Consider the following 16,628-nt stretch of genomic DNA (forward strand, 5'->3'; position numbering starts at 1 on the left):
GCACGGCCGGTAGCAAGACCGCGGGTACCAACCGCGACGTGCAGGAGCACACAGTGAAGAACATGGCACGCATCAATGTTGTGATCGCAGGGGCTTGCGGTCTGCTCCTGGCCGTCGGCGGGGCCACACCCGCGCAGGCCTGGGACGGGCCGTTCGACGGGGACGGGGTGTGGAACAGCGACACCATCGCCAGCTTCCACGCCGGATTCACCTGCCGCCACCGGGCCAGGATCTGCATCAACGGGCCGCTGAACAGCGGAAACGTCCGGAACTCGCAGAACGTCCACCTGTCCGGCAACAACAGCAACAGCGGTAGCCCGACCAACGTCAACGGCAACACCAACGACGACGCGGGCGGCACCACCGGAGCCGAGAACAAGACCAGCAACAACCTGCAGCACATCGGCCGCGGCGGCCGGCAGAAGCTGTGACCCGACGCTGATCCGTCCCTCCGGCCCCGGCGCGCTCCCGGGGCCGGAGGCGTGTCCGGCCGGTGCGGTGGGCCGGGAGCCGCGCGGCATGCGGCGTGCGGGAAACGGAGAGCGCCCGGCGGAGTCCGCCGGGCGCTCGGGGAACGGCTGAGGTAGCGGCCATGGGCCGGCAGCCGTCCAGGGGTCGGGCCGTATCAGCGCAGGAGGCCTCCCAGGATGCGCTGCACGCTGTTCGCGCTGCCCGAGGAGGCGCCGGTCGTGGCGTTGGCGCTGTTGGTCGACCCGTTGGTGTTGGCGATGTTGCCGCTGTTGTTCGGGTTGCCGTGGTTCAGGAAGTTGCCGCTGTTCAGGCTGTTGCCGCTGCGCACCGGACCGTTGATGCAGGGGTGCGGCGACCGGAACACCGGCGACTTGTAGTTGAAGTCGGCGAGGCGGTTGTTGCAGACCACTCCGGAGACCATGCCCGCCACGGTGCCGACGTCGGCGCCCACGGCGGCTGCGAGCAGCGAATCGCCGGGGATCACCTGGGCCTGGGCGACACCGCTGCCGAGCAGCACCAGCCCGCACGCCCCGACGATGCTTCCCGCCTGCGCAATTCTTCTCACGTCGCTCCTCGCCTCGTCGTCCTGCGGATGCCAGACGTATCGTCCTGCCGCGGTCGGCCCGCGACGGTGTTCAACCCGCGAGGAGCAAAACCCCCGGCGGCCACAATCAGCCGGGTGGCCCAACACGTCATGGGGCTTTCGCGCGACGGCCGGCCGGGTGCGGGCAGGCAGAGGGTGCCGGCGGCGGTCCGGGGCGGGCGGACCGCGGCGGGGCGGGCCGCCGGGCGCGGGGGCATCCGGCGGCCGGCGCACCGGGCTCAGATCACCAGCCGCTCCGGCATGGGCTGCTCGACACCGTCCAGCTCCAGCGTGCACCGGGGCATGGAGGGGACCAGATGCGGCTGGCGCAGCAGGATGCGGAAGGGGTGGGCGGGCTCCTCGGGGAGTTCGCCGGTCAGCACGTTCATCCCGGCGCTGTGTTCCTTCTGGTAGGCGACGACCTTGCCGTCGACCAGGAGCTCGATCTCGCCGGACCGGCCGGGCCCGACGTTCACCGTGATCGAGTGGTCACCCTGGTCCAGATGGAAGTGGTGGCTCTGCCCCATGACGCACCTCCGGCTGCTCGGTCGCGACCGGCGGCGCGGTCCGTACCCGCCGCGTGCCGGTCCGTTCTTCCAGCGTAGGTTCCGCGAGCGACAATTGTGGTGGGTGCCGGGCGGCCAGGTTCACGGAGCGCGGGTCGGCGAGACCTGCCCGGGAGGACCGGGCGCCGGGCCGGCAGGAGACGGCGATGAACGGCTCGGTCCGCGTCGGACAGGTGGTCGGGGTACCGCTGCGTATGCACTGGAGCGTGCCGCTGCTGGTGGCCCTGTTCGCGTACGGGCTCGGCCGGCAGGGCCTGCCGGTGTGGACGCCGGGGCGCTCGGACGCCGTGTACGCGCTGGCCGGTGTGGTGGGCGCGGTGCTGCTCATGGGAAGCCTGCTGCTGCACGAGACGGCACACGCCGCGACCGCCCAGCGGAGGCAGATCTCGGTGCAGGACGTGACGCTCTGGGCGCTGGGCGGGACGACCCGGATGGGACGGCCGCCGACCGCGCGGGCGGCCTTCGCGGTTGCCGTCAGCGGGCCGCTGGCCAGCCTGGTCGTCGGCGGGGTCGTGCTGGGGGCCGGGATCGGGCTGCACGGGCTGTCCGGGTGGGCGGTGCCCTCGGTCGTGCTGGCCTGGGTGGGCTGGGCGAATCTGTTCCTGGGGGTGTTCAACCTGCTGCCCGCCGTGCCGCTGGACGGTGGCCGGGTGGTGCAGGCGGTGCTGTGGTGGCGCACGGGGGACCGGGAGCGGGCGGACCTGGCGGCCTCCCGGGGCGGCCAGGTCATGGGGGTGCTGCTGGTGGCCGCGGGCTGGATCTCCGTGCTGCGCGGGGCGCCGGGCGGGCTGTGGATCGTCTTCGTCGGCCTCTTCATCATGATCGTCGCCGGTGCGGAGCGGCGCCGTGCGGGCCTGCACCGGGCGCTGCGGGGCATCCGGGCCGGCGAGGCGATGACCGGCCCGGTGGACACCGGAGCCGACTGGCTGACCGTCCAGCGCTTCATCGACGAGGTGGCCGTGCACTCCCGGCACTCCGCGCTGCCGCTGCTCGACTTCGAGGGCCGCCCCAGCGGCCTGGTGCAGCTGCGCCGGCTCGCGACGGTTCCGGCCGCGAGCCGGGAGACGCTGCGGGTGCGGGAGGTCGCGACCCCGCTGTCCCAGTGCGCGGTCGCCGCCCCCGACGAGCTGCTGACCGAGGCGCTGGACAAGCTCAGCCTGCGGACCGGCGCCCGCATCCTCGTCGTGGACTCCGGGCACCTGGTCGGGATCGTCACCGGCAACGACATCTCCCGGCTGATGCGGCGCGACACCCTGGGCGGCACGGGGAGCGGCTGACCGGGGCTCCCGGGGCTCCCGGGGCTCCCGGGGTGACGCGGCGGGCGCGCGCGGCGGCCCGTCGGCGCCCACAATGGTGGTACGGAACGCCCCCGGGGGATACGGGGCCTGCCGGAGCGGAGGCCCGGACGGGACAGGGGTAATGGAGTACGTCACCGTGACCGCGCTGAGCCACCCCGGGCTGCTCCGCGACCACAACGAGGACAGCCTGGTGGCCGGCCCCTGGACGCTCTGCGGCACCATGACCGAGAACCCGCAGACCCTGGCGTTCCCGCTCGGCACCCCGCTCGTCGTCGCGGTCGCCGACGGCATCGGCGGACAGCCGGCCGGCGATGTGGCCAGCGCGCTGGCCGTGCGGCAACTGGCGGCGCTGGGCCCGACGCTGGACTCCGCGGACGCCGTCCGTGACGCCCTCAGCCTCTGCAACGACGCGGTGTACGCGGCCGCGGGCCAGAACCCGGAGCTGAGCACCATGGGAACCACGGTCGCCGGTGCCGTCGTCCTGGCGGAGTCCCTGCTGGTGTTCAACGTCGGCGACAGCCGGGTCCTCGATGCCACGACGGACGGTCTGCGCCAGGTGAGCGTCGACGACAGCCCGCCGCTGTCCCCGGGGCGTCGCACCACCTCGCTCGTCACCCAGGCGCTCGGCGGCACCCCGGAGTTCACCGCCGTCACCCCGCATGTCAGCGAGGCACCGCTGTCCGCGGGCGACCGCTACCTGGTGTGCACCGACGGGCTGACCGACCCCGTCCCGGAGGACGCCCTCAACGACCTGCTGCAACTTCACACCGGCGGCCGGGCCGCCTTCGAACTGTGGAAGTCGGCCATCGAGGCGGGCGGCCCCGACAACATCACGCTGGCGCTGATCGTCGTCGGCGAGTAGGGCGGGGGAGCGGGCCTGGGGCTAACCCCACCCCATCTGTGAGGACTGCCGGATGGGCGGCGGGGAACCGCTCAACCACCCTTGCTCCATGACGACTTACGCCCCTCGCGCCCTGCTCCTCGCGCTCTCCGCCGCCACCGTCGCGGCCACCCTGACAGCCGCCCCGGTGGCCCGCGCCGAAGCCCCCGGCACCCAGGGGCCCGCCCTCACCTGGCGGCCCTGCGCCCAACCCGGCGGCCCCACCGGTCAGGAGTGCGCCCAACTGCCCGTACCCCTCGACTACCGCGACCCGGACGGCCCGCAGCTCACCCTCGCCGTGACCCGGGTGCGCAGCGAGCGGCCCGCGGCCCGGCGGGGGACGCTGCTGGTGATCCCCGGCGGGCCGGGCGGGTCCGGGGTGAGACGGCTGGAGACGAAGGGCCGGGCGCTGCAGAAGGCGCTGGCCGGGACCTACGACCTGGTCAGCTTCGATCCCCGCGGGGTGGGCGGGAGCACGCGGACGGGCTGCGCTCTCGACCCCGGCGACCGGCATCTGGTGACCTTCCGGTCCTGGCCGGCGCCGGACGGCGGGATCGGCGGGAACGCCGCCCGCGCCCGGCGCATCGCCGAGGCCTGCCGCCACAACGGCGGGGCCGTGCTGCGCAGCCTCACCACCGCGAACGAGGTGCGCGACATCGACCGCCTCCGCCGGGCCCTGGGCGAGGAGAAGCTCTCCGCCTGGGCGTCCTCGTACGGGACGTACGTCGGGGCGGTGTACGCGCAGAAGTACCCCCGGCACACCGACCGCTGGGTCCTGGACAGCATCGACGACCCCGATCCGTCCCGGGTGGCGCGCGGGTGGCTGGCGAACATGGCGGTGGGTGCGGACGACCGGTTCCCCGACTTCGCGGCCTGGGCCGCCGATCCGGCACGGGAGCACGAGGGGCTGCGGCTGGCGCGGCGGCCCGAGGACGTCCGGCCGCTGTTCCTCGCCCTGGCGGCGAAGCTGGACCGTGCGCCCAAGGACACCACCACGCCGGGCGTCCCGCTGACCGGCAACCGGCTGCGGCAGGCGCTCCAGAACGCCCTGCAGAGCGACGGTCTCTTCGCCGGGCTGGGCCGTCTCGTCCGGCAGGCCCAGGACCCGGCCGCCGTGCCGGTGCTGCCCGACGCCCTCGCCGGGCCGATGCCGGACGAGGACGCGGCGGTCACGATGGCGACCATCTGCAACGACGTGCGCTGGCCGGCGGCGTCGGTGCCCGCCCACCGGCGCGCGGTGGCCGCCGACCGCGCCCGGCACCCGCTGACGGCCGGGATGCCGGTCAACATCACGCCGTGCGCCTTCTGGAAGGCACCGGCGGAGCGGCCCACCCGGATCACCGCCGACGGCCCGTCCAACATCCTGATGGTCCAGAACCGCCGGGACCCCTACACGCCGTACGCCGGCGCGCTGAAGATGCGCCGGGCCCTCGGTGACCGGGCCCGGCTGCTCACGCTCGACCAAAGCGGCCACGGCGGCCACCGTGCCTACCTGGACAACGGCACCGCCTGCGGCGACCGCACCGTCAGCACCTTCCTGACGACGGGCCGGCGGCCGCGGACGGACACCGAGTGCGCCGGATGAGCACGGTCCGGGCAGCGGTCAGGACGATCCCTCGGACCGGAGCCGGATTCCCTTGAGGGCGGTGTCGAAGACCGGGCGGTACTTGGTCCACTCCGCGTTGGGCGCGGACAGGTAGACCACGTACTGCGTGCCGTCGGAGCCGCTGAAGGCCACCTCCACCGCCCGGAACTCCCGTGCCGATCCGTCGAAGGTGAACTCCCAGTAGCCCGCGGGCCGTCCCCGGAACGTCGTGGGGTCCATCCTGACCCGCTCGTAGCCCGGGTTTTCCCGGCGCGTCTGGTCCTCTTCGGTCTCCCGCCAGTGCCGGACCGGGTCGGACGCGCCGGCGAACTGGACGATGTTGACCCGCAGGCCCACCCGTTGGAGCGGGTGCACATAGGCGATGTCACCGCCGGGCGGATGCGACAGCTTCCAGCCCTTCGGCACGGGGAGGGAGACGCCGTGTCCCGGCTTCTGGAAGACGTATCCGGAGGGCAGCGGCGGCGGCGAGGAGGGTGGGGGGCTCGACGGGCCGGAGGCCTGGGACGACCCGGACGGGCGGGGGGCCGTCGCACCGGCGCCGCCCCAGGGCCACAGCAGCACCCCACCGGCCACGGAGGCGGCGACCGCGGTCACCGCGGCACTCCACAGGGCGGCACGGCGGCCGCGCCGGCCCTTCCTGGCGGGGACCGCGGGGACCTCTTCGGGGTGCGGCCGGGTGGGCTGTTCGACCGGAACGGCCCTGGTGACGGACACCTCCTGGCCGCTCAGCAGACGCTCGGCCTCGTGGGCGGCCAGGCGCTCCCCGGGTTCCTTCCTCAGCAGCCCCTCGATCACCGGGGCCAGCTCACCGGCGTGGCGCGGGGGCGGGTACTCCTCGGTGACGATGGCGTACGCGGTCTCGATCGCGGTGTCCCGCTGGAACGGGGGGCGCCCCTCGACCGCCTGGTACAGCGTCGCCCCGAGGGACCACAGGTCGGAGGCCGGGCCGGGCTCGGCGATGTTGCTGCGGAGGCGTTCCGGCGCGAGGTACTGGATCGACCCGACCAGTTCGCCGGTCCGGGTCAGGGAGGGCGTGCCGGACTGCACGGCGATGCCGAAGTCGGTGAGGACGAGCCGCCCGTCGTTCCCCAGCAGCACGTTGCCGGGCTTGACGTCCCGGTGCAGCACCCCGGCGTCGTGTGCGGCGCGCAGAGCGGCGGCCATGCCGCGGCCGATCCGCGCCGCTTCGGCGGGCGGCAGCGCACCCTCGCGCTTCACGAGGTCGCCCAGGGTGACCGAGGGGATGTACTCCATGACGATGCAGGGCAGGCCCTCGTCGTCGACGACGTCGTGCACCACGATCACATGGGGGTGGGTGATGCGGGCGGCGCTGCGGGCCTCGCGGCGGGTGCGCTCGTAGAGCGTCTCGATCTCGTCGTCGTTCAGATGCGGCGGCACCAGCAGCTTCTTCACGGCGACCGGCCGCCCGAGCAGCTCGTCCTCGGCCCGCCACACCGTGCCCATGCCGCCCCGCCCGACCCGCTCCACCAGCCGGTACCGGTCGGCCACGAGCCGTCCCAGATCGGACACCGTGAGTTCTCCTCCCCCGCACCGGTTGAACAGCCTGCGGGAGCACCTTAGCCCGCGTATTCGAACGCGCCGAGGGGTGCCTTTCCCGCGGTCGGCGCCCGGGGCCGGGGCGGTCCGGCGGAGCTTCTCCGCGGGGCGGCAACTGCCGCCGGAGCCGCCGCCGTTCGTCACCGGGCGGCGGCCGCGGCCGTCGTCACCGGCCGCCGCGGGCGGATGCCTGGGTGCCGGAATGGCACCTCCGGTGACGCCGCGATGGCGCCACCGGTGCCATTCATGCGCCATGGTGACTTGCCATGGCGCCACAGTGGTGCCACTATGGCGTTATGGACCTCACGCCCTACGTCGACAACCTCCGACACGAGCTCGCGGTCGCCGCGGACGCGGGCGGAGACGAAGCCCGCGCCCTGGCCGAGCGGCTCACCACCCCTCTGGAGTCGGCCGTCCGGCTCACGCTGCTGAACGCCCTCTCCTCCGCCATGACCGAGATCACCCGCGACCTGGCGCCCGGATCGGTCGATCTGCGGCTGCGCGGACTCGACCCCGAGTTCGTGGTGACCGTGCCGTCGCTCCAGGACCCTTACGGACAGGACGAGTTGCCCGAGGCGGCGGCGAACGAGCCCCGGGCCGCCGTGCCCACGGCTCCTTCGGACACCGACGAGGGCGGCACCGCACGGATCAACTTCCGCCTGCCCGCCCCTCTCAAGACCCGGGTCGAGGAGGCCGCGGGACAGGAGGGCCTCTCGGTCAACGCCTGGCTGGTGCGGGCCGTCTCCACCGCCCTGGAGCCGGGCGCCCCCAGCCGCAGCACCGGCCGCGGCCCCCGCCGGGGCCAGCAGGGCTACACGGGCTGGGTCCGCTAGCCCCGCCGGCCGGCCACCACCGGGGCCGCCGCCACCCCGCTCGTCACCTCTCCACTCGTCACTCTTTTCCTTCACTCACCCGCCGCCCGGCGGGAACTCACTCCAGTCATGAGGACGGCACAGCCATGCCTGCTTTCGACACTCCCGAACCGCTCTCCGCCACCATCGAACTCGACCTCGGCTCCGTCCGGATCACCGCGAGCAAGCGCACCGACACGGTCGTCGAGGTGCTGCCGAGCGACGCCACCGTGGACGCGGATGTGCGGGCCGCACAGCAGACCAAGGTCACCTGCTCCGGCGGCAAGCTGCTCGTCAAAGGCCCCCGGAAGCGCTCCCTCTTCGGCAAGCCCGGCTCCCTGGACGTGACCGTCGAGCTGCCCGCCGGCTCGGACCTCCTGGGTACCTCGCCCATGGCGGACTTCACCGTCACGGGCCGGCTCGGCGAGTGCCGTCTCAAGACCTCGCTCGGCGACATCCAGATCGACGAGGCGGAGGCCGTCAACCTGCGGACCGACTACGGCGACATCCGGCTGGAGCAGGCGTCGGGCGACGCCGAACTCATCGGCGCGGGCCGGATCGACGCCGGCCGGATCGCGGGTGCGGCACTGGTCAAGAACGGCAACGGTGACACGTTGATCGGCGAGGTCACCGGCGCCCTGCGGGCGAACGCGTCCAACGGCCTCATCTCCGTCGGCATCGCGCACGCCGGAGTCGACGCCAAGTCCGCCAACGGTGCCATCCGGATCGGCGAAGTGGCCCGCGGCCAGGTCACGCTCCGGACCGCCGCCGGTGACCTGGAGGTCGGCATCCGTGAGGCCAGCGCCGCCTGGCTGGACGTGGCCACCGGCATCGGCCGGGTGCAGAACGACCTCGGGGCAGCAGACGGCCCCGGCGACAGCACCGAGACCGTCGAAGTACGCGCCCACACCAGCATCGGCGACATCCTGATCCGCCGCTCCTGACCCGGCCAGGCCGCTCGCGGCCGGCCACGACCCACACCTCACCTCACCGGACCAGAACGGGACTGTCATGATCATGACTTCCGCGCCCGCCGTCTCCGCGGCGATCAGCGCCACCGGGTTAACCAAGTCCTACGGCGACAAGGCGGTGCTCGACGGCATCGACCTGCACATCCCCGAAGGCACCGTCTTCGCCCTGCTCGGGCCCAACGGCGCGGGCAAGACCACCACCGTGCAGATCCTCTCCACCCTGCTCCCCGCCACCGCCGGCCAGGCGCGGATCGCCGGCCACGACCTGGTGCGCGAGGCCGACGCCGTACGCACCGCGATCGGCGTCACCGGCCAGTTCGCCGCGGTGGACAACCTGCTCACCGCCCGGGAGAACCTCCTCCTCATGGCGGACCTGCACCACCTCGACCGGAGTGAAGGCCGCCGCCGGGCCACCGAGTTGCTGCGCCGCTTCGAGCTGACCGAGGCCGCCGCCAAGCCCGTCGTCACCTTCTCGGGCGGGATGCGCCGCAAGCTCGACCTCGCGATGACCCTGGTCGGGGACCCGCGCATCATCTTCCTCGACGAGCCGACCACCGGCCTCGATCCCCGTAGCCGGCGCACCATGTGGGAGATCATCCACGGCCTGGTCGCCGACCAGGGCGTCACCATCTTCCTGACCACGCAGTACCTGGACGAGGCCGACCAACTCGCCGACCGCATCGCCGTCCTGGACGGCGGCCGGCTGGTCGCCGAGGGCACCGCGGACGAGCTGAAGCGACGGATTCCCGGCGGTCATATCCGCCTCCGGTTCGCCGACCCGGCCCACTACTCCTCGGCCGCCGCCCTCTTCGACGCCACCGCACACGACAGCGAAGCGCTCACCCTGCGCGTCCCCGGCGACGGCAGTGTCACCGCCGTGCGCGCCGTCCTCGACACCCTGGACCGGGCGTCGGTCCGCGCCGAGGAACTGACGGTGCACACCCCCGATCTCGACGATGTCTTCCTCACCCTCACCGGCCGCGACAGGTCCACCAGCGAGGCCAACTCCCCGAAGGAGAACGCCCGATGACCACCATGGCCTACGCCGCCCGCGACGCCCGGACGATGCTGCGGCGCAATCTGAAGCATGCGCTGCGCTACCCCGCCATGACGATCTCGGTCGTCGCGATGCCCGTCCTGATGCTGCTGCTCTTCACCTACGTCTTCGGCGGCGCCCTGGGGGCCGGCATCGGCGGGACGGCCGTCGGCCGCAGCCCCGACTACATCGACTACGTCGCCCCCGGCATCATCCTCATGGCCGCGACCTCCGGCTCCCTGGTCACCGCCGTCGGCGTCTGCGTCGACATGACCGAAGGCATCGTCAACCGGTTCCGCACCATGGCGATCTCCCGTGCGGCCTTCCTGACCGGGCATGTCGTCGGCAGCGTCCTCCAGACACTGGTCAGCATCGCCCTCGTCATCGGCGTGGCGCTCCTCATGGGCTTCCGGCCGCACACCACACCGCTCGGCTGGCTCGCCGCCGCCGGTCTGCTCACCCTGCTCACCCTGGCGCTGACCTGGCTGTCGGCCGCCATCGGCCTGGTCGCCAAGAACCCCGAGACGGCCAGCAACATTCCCCTGCCGATGCAGTTCCTCCCCTTCCTCGGCAGCGCCATCGTCCCGCCGGAGTCCATGCCCACCGGGCTGCGCTGGTTCGCCGAGTACCAGCCCTTCACCCCGGTCATCGAGACGCTGCGGAGCCTGCTGATGGGCACCGGGGCAGGCAGCAGCGCGCCCGCCGCCGTGGCCTGGTGCATAGCCCTCACCCTGGCCGGCTACCTGTGGGCACGCACGGCCTTCCACCGCAGCGCCACCCGCTGACGGGCTGTCGGCCGCACCACTGGCCGGTGCCGGCCCACGGGTCGATCCCGCCGCACGGGCCCGCTCCCCGGACCGCCAGCCGGTCCCGGTCCGCGCGCCGATTCCGGGCCGCCCCGGGAGGTCGCCCCGCAGCCCCGCAGCCCCGCAGCCCCGCAGTCCCGCACGCTGCTCCGCGGGCCACTTCACTGCGCACGCGCCGTCGGCAGCCGTCGCGAGCCCGTCGCGCAGCCACCGCGACGCCTCCTCTTGCACGGGCCTCAGGCGCCCATCGCCCGTCCCCGTGCCCAACCACCGTGCTGCACCCCACACTTCACCGCGCATGCACCGTGCCCCTCGCCAGGGCCCCGGCACTTGAACCAGTGCCCCGGCACTTGAACCAGCGCATCGGGCGGCTCTCCGCCCGGCAGGTCGCTCGGCGCCTCGCCCGGCTCTCCGCCCGGTACCTCGCCCGGCTCTCCGCCCGGTACCTCACCTGGCACTCCGCCGGGCCCTGCCCGGCACCTCACCTGGGCCCATCACCGGGCCCATCACCCGGGCCCGTAACCCAACTCTCCGCCCAACTCCTCACCCTGTCTCTGCCCAGCTCTCCGCCGTATCCGTATCCACCCGCACCGGAGGACCCCATGCAGCACGAACCGTCCGCACCCGCCGAAACAGCCGAACCCCCCGCCGAGCGGGCCGTTCAGGAAGCAGCGGCGCAGCCCGAGCCCGTGACGCTGCCCCCGCTGGTCCACGCCGCGGGCCGGCCCTTCGACCCGCCCGCCGGGCTGGCGGAACTGCGCGAGCAGCAGCCGCTGCGCCGGATGCGCTACCCCGACGGGCACGTGGGCTGGCTGGCCACCGGGCACGCCGTGGTCCGGGCGATCGCCGCCGACCCCCGCTTCAGCTCCCGGTACGAGCTGATGCGCTACCCCCTCCCGGGCGGCCCCACCGGCGCGCTGCCCCCGGCGCCCCTCGGCGACCTCACCGGTATCGACGCCCCGGAGCACACCCGCTACCGGAAGCTGCTGGCCGGCAAGTTCACCGTCCGCCGGATGCGCCAACTCACCACCCGCGTCGAGGAGATCGCCACCGATCACCTCGACGCCATGGAGCGCCAGGGACCGGTCGTCGACCTGGTGCGGGCCTTCGCCCACCCCGTGCCGGCCCTGATGATCTGCGAACTGCTCGGTGTGCCCGAGCACGAGCGTGCGCGCTTCCAGGAGCACACCGCGGTGCTGAGCAGCCCGGACGCCGGGATGGCGGAACAGATCGCCGCCCTGACCACCCTCGCGGAGTTCGTCCGCGCACTGGTGGTGGCCAAGCGGGCCGGCCCCACCGACGACCTGCTCAGCGACCTGACCACCAGTGAACTCACCGATGGCGAACTCGGCGGTATCGGCAGCTTCCTGCTGGCCGCCGGCCTCGACACCACCGCGAACATGCTCGGGCTCGGCACGTTCGCCCTGCTGAGCCACCCCGAGCAGGCCGCCGCCCTGGTTGGCGACCCCGGCCTCGCCGACCAGGCCGTCGAGGAACTGCTCCGCTATCTGAGCATCGCCCACACCGGGATGCGGGCCGCCCTGGAGGACGTCGAGCTGGACGGCCGGCTGATCAAGGCGGGCGAGACCGTCACCCTCTCGGTGGCGGCCGCCAACCGCGACCCGCTGAAGTTCCCCGACCCCGACACCCTCGATCTGCACCGTAAGGCGACCGGCCATCTGGCCTTCGGCCACGGCGCCCACCAGTGCCTGGGGCAGCAACTGGCGCGGGTCGAGATGCGGGTCGCCTTCCCGGCGCTGTTCCGCCGTTTCCCGACGCTGCGGCTGGCCGTCCCGCCCGAGGACGTACCGCTGCGCGACGCCATGAACATCTACGGGGTGCATCGCCTCCCCGTCACCTGGGACACCCGTCACCTGGGACACGTGGACAAGGAGGAGTCCGGTGCGGCTGAGCATCGACCGTGACCGCTGTATCGGCGCCGGGATGTGCGCCCTGACCGCCCCCGAGGTGTTCGACCAGGACGCCGAGGACGGCCTGGTGCTGCTCCGCACCGACGCGCCGCCACCCGGGCTGCGTGCCATGGCCCGGCTGGCCGCCGGACTCTGCCCGGCCGCTGCCGTCACCGTAACTGTCACCGACCAAGCGGGAGCGGGCAGTTCGGCCCCTGCCGACCAGCCCTCCGACCCGTAGCCGGCAGGCGACCCGCCCCGGCCGGCCACTCGGCCGCCACCCGGCCTGGCTCCGCCTGACCCACCCCCGGCCATCCCCGCCTCCCTGCCCGGGACAGGGAACCCGACCGCTCTCCCGCACGTCTTCCGGCTTGTTGGCATGTCGGTCCCTGGAGGAACCCGGTGGAACACAGGATGTTGGGGCAGCGGTACGAGCTGGTGGAGCAGCTCGGGCAGGGCGGCATGGGGGCGGTCCACCGGGCCGTCGACCACCGGCTGCGCCGTACCGTCGCCGTCAAGACCCTCTCCGCCGAACTGGCGATGCAGCCCGAGTTCCTCACCCGCTTCCAGCGGGAGGCGCATGCCGCCGCCGCGCTCAACCACCCCGGAGTGGCCACCGTCCACGACGTCGGTGAGGACGCCGGCAGCGGCGCGGCCGAGCCCTATCTGGTCATGGAGTACGTGGCGGGCCGGACCCTCAGCCAGGTGCTGCGGGACGGCCCGCTGCCCGTACCGCAGGCCGTCGACGTCACCGGCCAGGTACTGGCGGCGCTGGAACACAGCCATGGGCACGCCATCGTGCACCGGGACATCAAGCCCGCGAACGTCATGCTCACCGCGTCCGGCGCGGTCAAGGTCGTCGACTTCGGCATCGCCAAGGCGCTGAGCGAGGTGGCCACCCGGCTGACCGGCACGGGCGTGGCGGTCGGCACCCCCGCCTACCTCGCTCCCGAGCAGATCAACGGCAGCGACACCGACCACCGCACCGACCTGTACGCGGTGGGCTGTCTCCTCTACGAGCTGCTGACCGGGCGTCCCCCGTACACCGGGGACTCACCGTTCTCCGTCATGCACCAGCATCTGGCCGCGGAACCGGTGCCGCCCTCCCAGCTGCGCCCGGAACTCCCGCCCGCCCTGGACGCGGTGATCGCCCGCGCGCTGGGCAAGCGCCGGGAGGACCGCTTCGCGGACGCCGCCACGATGCGGTCCGCACTCGCCGCCGCGCCCCGCTCCGCACCGGCTCCGCACGTCCCCACCCCCACCCCGACCGCACTCGACCCCGCGTCCGCCGCCCCCGCCCCGGCGGTCGCCCCGCCCGTTCCCGCCGGGAGCGCCCCGGCGGCGCGGCGGGCCCGACGGCGGCCGGCCCGGGTGGTGTTCCGGCCCACGGCCGAAGGCGCGGTCGCCCTGCTCGGCTGTCTGCTCTCCCTGGTGATATCCCGGACCGACATGATCGAGGTCGGTCAGTTCTCCCGGGTCGCGCTGCTCGCCGCCGTCGCCGGATCGTTCCTGCTGCTGTGGTCGGCGCGGCTCGCCTGCGCGGTGGCCTGGGGCCCGGTGGCGGAGGCCGTGGCGGTGTGGTCCGAGCTGGCCCGCGCCAACATCGGCTGGGAAACCCACTACGTCATCATCGCCCTGGTCCTGGGCGTCGTCGGCGCACTCTGCCTCGCCGCCGGCTACAAGGACGAGCACACGGGCGGCTTCGCGCTCGTCGCCTTCTGGTTCACGTCCCTGGCGTCGGTCTGGTTCTTCCTCGACGACCTCCGCAAGATCGGCGTCTTCTACGTCCTGCTCCTCGCCGTCACCCTCACCATCGGAGCCCAGGTCCTCAAGACCCGCACCCGGCCCCCGTCACCGGCCCCTCATGCCGGACCACTCGGCACGGAGCACCCCGGAGCCGCCGCACCCCCGGCCGCCCCTTCCGCCCCTGTCGCCCCGGCCGCCGCACGGGCCGCGGCCGGCCGCAGGAGCCGCTCGGCCAGGTAGCCGAGGCGGCCTGGTGCCGGCAGTGAAGCGCATGGGCACAGCCCCTTGAGCGCCAACTCTCCGCCGACGCGCGGGCGAGGTGACTCAGGGGCAGGCCGGTTGGGGCTCGCGGGCACGGTCACGCCGGCAGGGGCACGCCGGTACGGACTCGCCGGCAGGTGCTCGCGGGCACGGGCTCGCCGGTACGGGCTCCCCGGACACTTCAGGGACTATCCAGGCACGTCACTGATGCGCCCGCATCCGCATCAGCCCACGCACACAACTCCCAGCAGACACACATGCACCGGCGAGGACGACCCGGCCTCCGGCGCGGTCGGTGTGCTCGGGCTGGACGGCGCGGTCTGCCCCGGGGAGGTGTCCGAGCCGGAGCCGCCGGAGCTGCCCGAGCCGTCGGAACCGCCGGTGGCAGCGGGTGCGCTGGTCGCGGGAGCCGCGGCATCGGTGTGCGCGGGGTGCGCCTTCCGCTCCGGCGCGGAGGCGGCGGGCGCGGTCGCGCTCGGGGCCTCCGCGGTGTGGGACGGGGCGGACTGCGGCTGCCGGTCCGCCGTGGCGGGTGGCGTAGAGGCCGTGGTGGGGCGCGCGTGCCGGCCGGACGGGAGTGACGGGCGGGCGCCGGGGTGCCGTGAGGCCTGCTCGTCCGACCGGTCCGACGACGAGGCGGCGGGCTCCGTCCGGGGCGTGGACACGCTCTCCGGCTCGGGCATCGAGGCCGCGTGGGTGCCGTTGGAGGCGGGCTTGTTCTGGAGCATGCTGACGGTCAGACCGCCGCCGACGAGGGCGAAGGCGGTAGCGGCCGCGGCCCGGCGCCGGTGCTTCTTCCACCGCGCCAGCTGCCGCCGCCGAGCCGCCCGGCCCTGCCCGGTGGCCGCGGCACCGCCGTCGACGCCGCCGTCGACACCGTCAACCGCGCCCATCGCGCCCACCGAGCCCATCGCGGCATCCGTGGTCTCCGCCCGCGTGGCTCCGGAGGCTCCGCCGCCGAGCAGCGCGGCATCGGCACTCCGCTCCTGGTACCGGTCCTGCCGGGACTCCGCCACGGGGGCCGCGGCCGGGGCCTCCTCCGACGGCCAGGACTCCCATGCCGCGGCGGCGGCCATCGCGCTCTGCCGACGGTGCGAAGGCGGGGCGATGTCCGGCGCGTAATCGCCACATCCCGGACAGACGAGCGCCCCGTTGAGGCTGCGGCGGCACGATGAGCAGTAGTCCATCAGCGATCTTTCTGTGCTGGCTGCGCCGCCAGGGACGCCGGCGATCTGATCGAGCTGATCCAGTTCGCATGCGGGATCGAGCGGGCAGTAACGCTAACGACACCCACCGAGGGCCACGCGAAGGCCGTGTGACGCTTCCGTGCAGATTCCCCCTCGCCCCCACCCGCACTCCGGACATGTCACGACGCGCGCCGGACCGAAAGCTCACTCCTCTCTCTAATCAAGCTTGACTAGTGCCGCTCGCGGCTGTACCTTCCTCGTGTAGTCAAATTTGATGACTGGCTTCTCGGGCGGCCGGCCGTCGGCCCGCCCGTCAAGACCAGTCGAGGAACCCGTGAGGAGTCTGTGTGACCTTCCTGCCGGATGCCGGATACGTCCCGACCGAAGAGGACCGCGCGAGCCTGGACGCCTGGTTCGCGGAGTACGACGCCCAGAGCGGGCAGCGCAACGTCCCGAACATGGCCGACCTGGCGGTGTTCCCCCTCAACCTGGTGAGTGACGACGCGGCCGGCAACGGCCGCTCGGCGCAGTGGGACCGCGAGCAGTACCTCGCGACGATGACGCAGGTGATGGGCGAAGGCAGCGAGGACATCACCTTCGAGTCCACCCGCACGCCCGTCTTCCTCTCGCCCGCCCTGGCCGTGGTCTTCTCCGACTCGACCATGACCATGGACGGCCGGAGCCGGCAGCTGCGCTACGCCGACATCCTGATCAGGAGCAACGGCACGTGGGCGTTCCAGACCATGATCCAGGGCGGCTGGGGCGACAACCTCTGACGGCCCACCCCCGAGCGACGCCCCGTACCGTCACCGGCGGTGCGGGGCGTGGTGCGGAATGGCGGGGGTGTGGTGTGGGCAGTGCGGCCCCGGGGGGCTTTGACAAGGGCATGCCTCGGATCA

Annotated in this window: 16 protein-coding genes; 12 read left to right on the plus strand and 4 right to left on the minus strand. The window is 73.5% G+C overall.

Translation table 11 applies throughout. The annotated features are described in order from the left end of the window. The first annotated feature begins 53 nt into the window (after positions 1 to 53). Entirely contained in the window at positions 54 to 431 is a 378-nt protein-coding gene (locus ACWC9R_RS03980) for a hypothetical protein (RefSeq protein ID WP_362600883.1), read from the plus strand. Between the two features lie 194 nt (positions 432 to 625). Here ACWC9R_RS03980 and ACWC9R_RS03985 read toward each other — a convergent pair whose 3' ends face one another. Both ACWC9R_RS03985 and ACWC9R_RS03990 read right to left on the minus strand, forming a co-directional pair. After that, positions 626 to 1,036: a hypothetical protein gene (locus tag ACWC9R_RS03985; RefSeq protein WP_362600748.1), complete on the minus strand. Its 411-nt coding sequence runs from the start codon at positions 1,034 to 1,036 to the stop codon at positions 626 to 628. A 257-nt stretch (positions 1,037 to 1,293) separates the two neighbouring features. Next, positions 1,294 to 1,581 carry a hypothetical protein gene (locus ACWC9R_RS03990; protein ID WP_362600751.1) on the minus strand — a complete coding sequence of 96 codons (288 nt, stop codon included), beginning with the start codon at positions 1,579 to 1,581 and terminating at the stop codon, positions 1,294 to 1,296. A 185-nt stretch (positions 1,582 to 1,766) separates the two neighbouring features. On the opposite strand from ACWC9R_RS03990, the gene ACWC9R_RS03995 reads away from it, so the two are divergent. The 3 genes from ACWC9R_RS03995 (at position 1,767) to ACWC9R_RS04005 (ending at position 5,383) form a co-directional block, all read left to right on the plus strand. Then, a complete protein-coding gene (locus ACWC9R_RS03995) occupies positions 1,767 to 2,897 on the plus strand; it encodes a site-2 protease family protein (RefSeq protein ID WP_450728799.1) in 1,131 nt (376 codons plus the stop codon). Between the two features lie 142 nt (positions 2,898 to 3,039). Then, complete coding sequence (locus ACWC9R_RS04000; RefSeq protein WP_450728801.1) at positions 3,040 to 3,780, plus strand: PP2C family protein-serine/threonine phosphatase; 741 nt, start codon at positions 3,040 to 3,042, stop codon at positions 3,778 to 3,780. Positions 3,781 to 3,868: 88 nt separating this feature from the next. Then, positions 3,869 to 5,383, plus strand: a complete 1,515-nt coding sequence (locus ACWC9R_RS04005) for an alpha/beta hydrolase (RefSeq protein WP_450728803.1) — start codon at positions 3,869 to 3,871, stop codon at positions 5,381 to 5,383. 18 nt (positions 5,384 to 5,401) lie between these two features. Here the strand turns inward: ACWC9R_RS04005 and ACWC9R_RS04010 are convergent, their stop codons facing one another. Continuing rightward, a complete protein-coding gene (locus ACWC9R_RS04010) occupies positions 5,402 to 6,934 on the minus strand; it encodes a serine/threonine-protein kinase (protein WP_450728805.1) in 1,533 nt (510 codons plus the stop codon). 323 nt (positions 6,935 to 7,257) lie between these two features. On the opposite strand from ACWC9R_RS04010, the gene ACWC9R_RS04015 reads away from it, so the two are divergent. The 7 genes from ACWC9R_RS04015 to ACWC9R_RS04045 all read left to right on the plus strand — a co-directional run bounded on the left by ACWC9R_RS04015 (position 7,258) and on the right by ACWC9R_RS04045 (position 14,521). Further along, the gene (locus ACWC9R_RS04015) at positions 7,258 to 7,794 is read left to right on the plus strand and encodes a hypothetical protein (protein ID WP_450728807.1); all 537 of its coding nucleotides are present in this window, start codon (positions 7,258 to 7,260) and stop codon (positions 7,792 to 7,794) included. A gap of 125 nt (positions 7,795 to 7,919) precedes the next feature. Further along, entirely contained in the window at positions 7,920 to 8,756 is an 837-nt protein-coding gene (locus ACWC9R_RS04020; protein ID WP_450728809.1) for a DUF4097 family beta strand repeat-containing protein, read from the plus strand. A gap of 73 nt (positions 8,757 to 8,829) precedes the next feature. Then, positions 8,830 to 9,813 carry an ATP-binding cassette domain-containing protein gene (locus ACWC9R_RS04025; protein ID WP_450728811.1) on the plus strand — a complete coding sequence of 328 codons (984 nt, stop codon included), beginning with the start codon at positions 8,830 to 8,832 and terminating at the stop codon, positions 9,811 to 9,813. Then, entirely contained in the window at positions 9,810 to 10,604 is a 795-nt protein-coding gene (locus ACWC9R_RS04030) for an ABC transporter permease (protein ID WP_450728813.1), read from the plus strand. The genes ACWC9R_RS04025 and ACWC9R_RS04030 overlap by 4 nt, the downstream gene beginning before the upstream one ends. A gap of 623 nt (positions 10,605 to 11,227) precedes the next feature. After that, positions 11,228 to 12,550: a cytochrome P450 gene (locus tag ACWC9R_RS04035; RefSeq protein WP_450728815.1), complete on the plus strand. Its 1,323-nt coding sequence runs from the start codon at positions 11,228 to 11,230 to the stop codon at positions 12,548 to 12,550. Beyond that, positions 12,528 to 12,776: a ferredoxin gene (locus tag ACWC9R_RS04040; protein WP_450728817.1), complete on the plus strand. Its 249-nt coding sequence runs from the start codon at positions 12,528 to 12,530 to the stop codon at positions 12,774 to 12,776. Before ACWC9R_RS04035 ends, ACWC9R_RS04040 begins: the two co-directional genes overlap by 23 nt. 173 nt (positions 12,777 to 12,949) lie before the next feature. Then, on the plus strand, positions 12,950 to 14,521 hold the full coding sequence (locus tag ACWC9R_RS04045) for a protein kinase domain-containing protein (RefSeq protein WP_450728819.1): 1,572 nt from the start codon (positions 12,950 to 12,952) through the stop codon (positions 14,519 to 14,521). 245 nt (positions 14,522 to 14,766) lie between these two features. Here the strand turns inward: ACWC9R_RS04045 and ACWC9R_RS04050 are convergent, their stop codons facing one another. After that, the gene (locus ACWC9R_RS04050) at positions 14,767 to 15,729 is read right to left on the minus strand and encodes an SCO2400 family protein (RefSeq protein WP_450728820.1); all 963 of its coding nucleotides are present in this window, start codon (positions 15,727 to 15,729) and stop codon (positions 14,767 to 14,769) included. Between the two features lie 347 nt (positions 15,730 to 16,076). Here ACWC9R_RS04050 and ACWC9R_RS04055 point away from each other — a divergent pair, with 347 nt between their 5' ends. Further along, positions 16,077 to 16,505, plus strand: a complete 429-nt coding sequence (locus tag ACWC9R_RS04055) for a nuclear transport factor 2 family protein (RefSeq protein WP_450728822.1) — start codon at positions 16,077 to 16,079, stop codon at positions 16,503 to 16,505. The last annotated feature ends 123 nt before the right edge of the window (positions 16,506 to 16,628 follow it).

Source organism: Streptomyces sp. NPDC001219 (genome assembly GCF_053597915.1).

What these genes read in the sequence shown, in the direction of transcription:
- ACWC9R_RS04000 (WP_450728801.1), top strand. Translation starts at nt 3,040, where the DNA reads ATGGAGTACGTCACCGTGACCGCGCTGAGCCACCCCGGGCTGCTCCGC.
- ACWC9R_RS04015 (WP_450728807.1), top strand. Translation starts at nt 7,258, where the DNA reads ATGGACCTCACGCCCTACGTCGACAACCTCCGACACGAGCTCGCGGTC.
- ACWC9R_RS04005 (WP_450728803.1), top strand. Translation starts at nt 3,869, where the DNA reads ATGACGACTTACGCCCCTCGCGCCCTGCTCCTCGCGCTCTCCGCCGCC.
- ACWC9R_RS04050 (WP_450728820.1), bottom strand. Translation starts at nt 15,729, where the DNA reads ATGGACTACTGCTCATCGTGCCGCCGCAGCCTCAACGGGGCGCTCGTC.
- ACWC9R_RS03995 (WP_450728799.1), top strand. Translation starts at nt 1,767, where the DNA reads ATGAACGGCTCGGTCCGCGTCGGACAGGTGGTCGGGGTACCGCTGCGT.
- ACWC9R_RS04035 (WP_450728815.1), top strand. Translation starts at nt 11,228, where the DNA reads ATGCAGCACGAACCGTCCGCACCCGCCGAAACAGCCGAACCCCCCGCC.
- ACWC9R_RS04030 (WP_450728813.1), top strand. Translation starts at nt 9,810, where the DNA reads ATGACCACCATGGCCTACGCCGCCCGCGACGCCCGGACGATGCTGCGG.
- ACWC9R_RS04025 (WP_450728811.1), top strand. Translation starts at nt 8,830, where the DNA reads ATGACTTCCGCGCCCGCCGTCTCCGCGGCGATCAGCGCCACCGGGTTA.
- ACWC9R_RS04020 (WP_450728809.1), top strand. Translation starts at nt 7,920, where the DNA reads ATGCCTGCTTTCGACACTCCCGAACCGCTCTCCGCCACCATCGAACTC.
- ACWC9R_RS03990 (WP_362600751.1), bottom strand. Translation starts at nt 1,581, where the DNA reads ATGGGGCAGAGCCACCACTTCCATCTGGACCAGGGTGACCACTCGATC.
- ACWC9R_RS04045 (WP_450728819.1), top strand. Translation starts at nt 12,950, where the DNA reads ATGTTGGGGCAGCGGTACGAGCTGGTGGAGCAGCTCGGGCAGGGCGGC.